The organism is Rhodococcus sp. T7, assembly GCF_009872365.1.
GTDB lineage: Bacteria > Actinomycetota > Actinomycetes > Mycobacteriales > Mycobacteriaceae > Rhodococcus_F.
The window spans coordinates 1-525 of sequence record NZ_WXYH01000314.1 but is presented as its reverse complement, the minus strand read 5'-3'; the positions used below and the strand labels follow the sequence as shown (position 1 = coordinate 525).

Annotated in this window: 1 pseudogene; it reads left to right on the top strand. The window is 74.1% G+C overall.

Annotation, left to right across the window (positions count from 1 at the left end):
- Window positions 1-513 (top strand): annotated as a pseudogene (locus tag MLGJGCBP_RS24520) (hypothetical protein); the annotation flags it as partial.
- Window positions 514-525: the final 12 nt, after the last annotated feature.

Below are 525 nucleotides of genomic sequence, written 5' to 3'. Positions count from 1 at the left end.
GCCGCTACGGCACTGGTCCTGCCCGCTCTGATGCGGCTGATCACTCCTGCTGTATCCGCGGTCGGGAGCGGTGGTGGCGGAGCACAGGCCGCCGGTGCCGCCCTCCTCGCCGGTGCAGCCCTGGCCACCGGCGGAAAAGCCCTGATGGGCGGCAAGCTCGCCGGCGGCAAGGCGGTGCCCCCCGGCGGCGGCTTCTCCGGCGGCGGGGGCGGCGGAACACCCGGCCTCGTCGGCGGAGGTAATGGCGGTGGCGGTGGCGGTGGTCGCGGCGGTGGTGGAAACGGTGGCGGCAGCCGCGGAACACCCTCGCCGAACGCCCCGAGCCGCAGCGACCAACGTTCCCGATCCGCGGCCCCGGCGGGAAGCAGCGGGCCGCAGAAGGGCAGTGGGGCCAAGGCCGGCAAATGGGTTTCGGCCGCCGCAGGCGGGAGCCATTCCGCCAACCGCACAGCCGGTGACCTCGCCGGTGACAACTACGCCCCCACCAACAGCCGCCACACCATCCCGCGCTGAATCGCTCTCCAC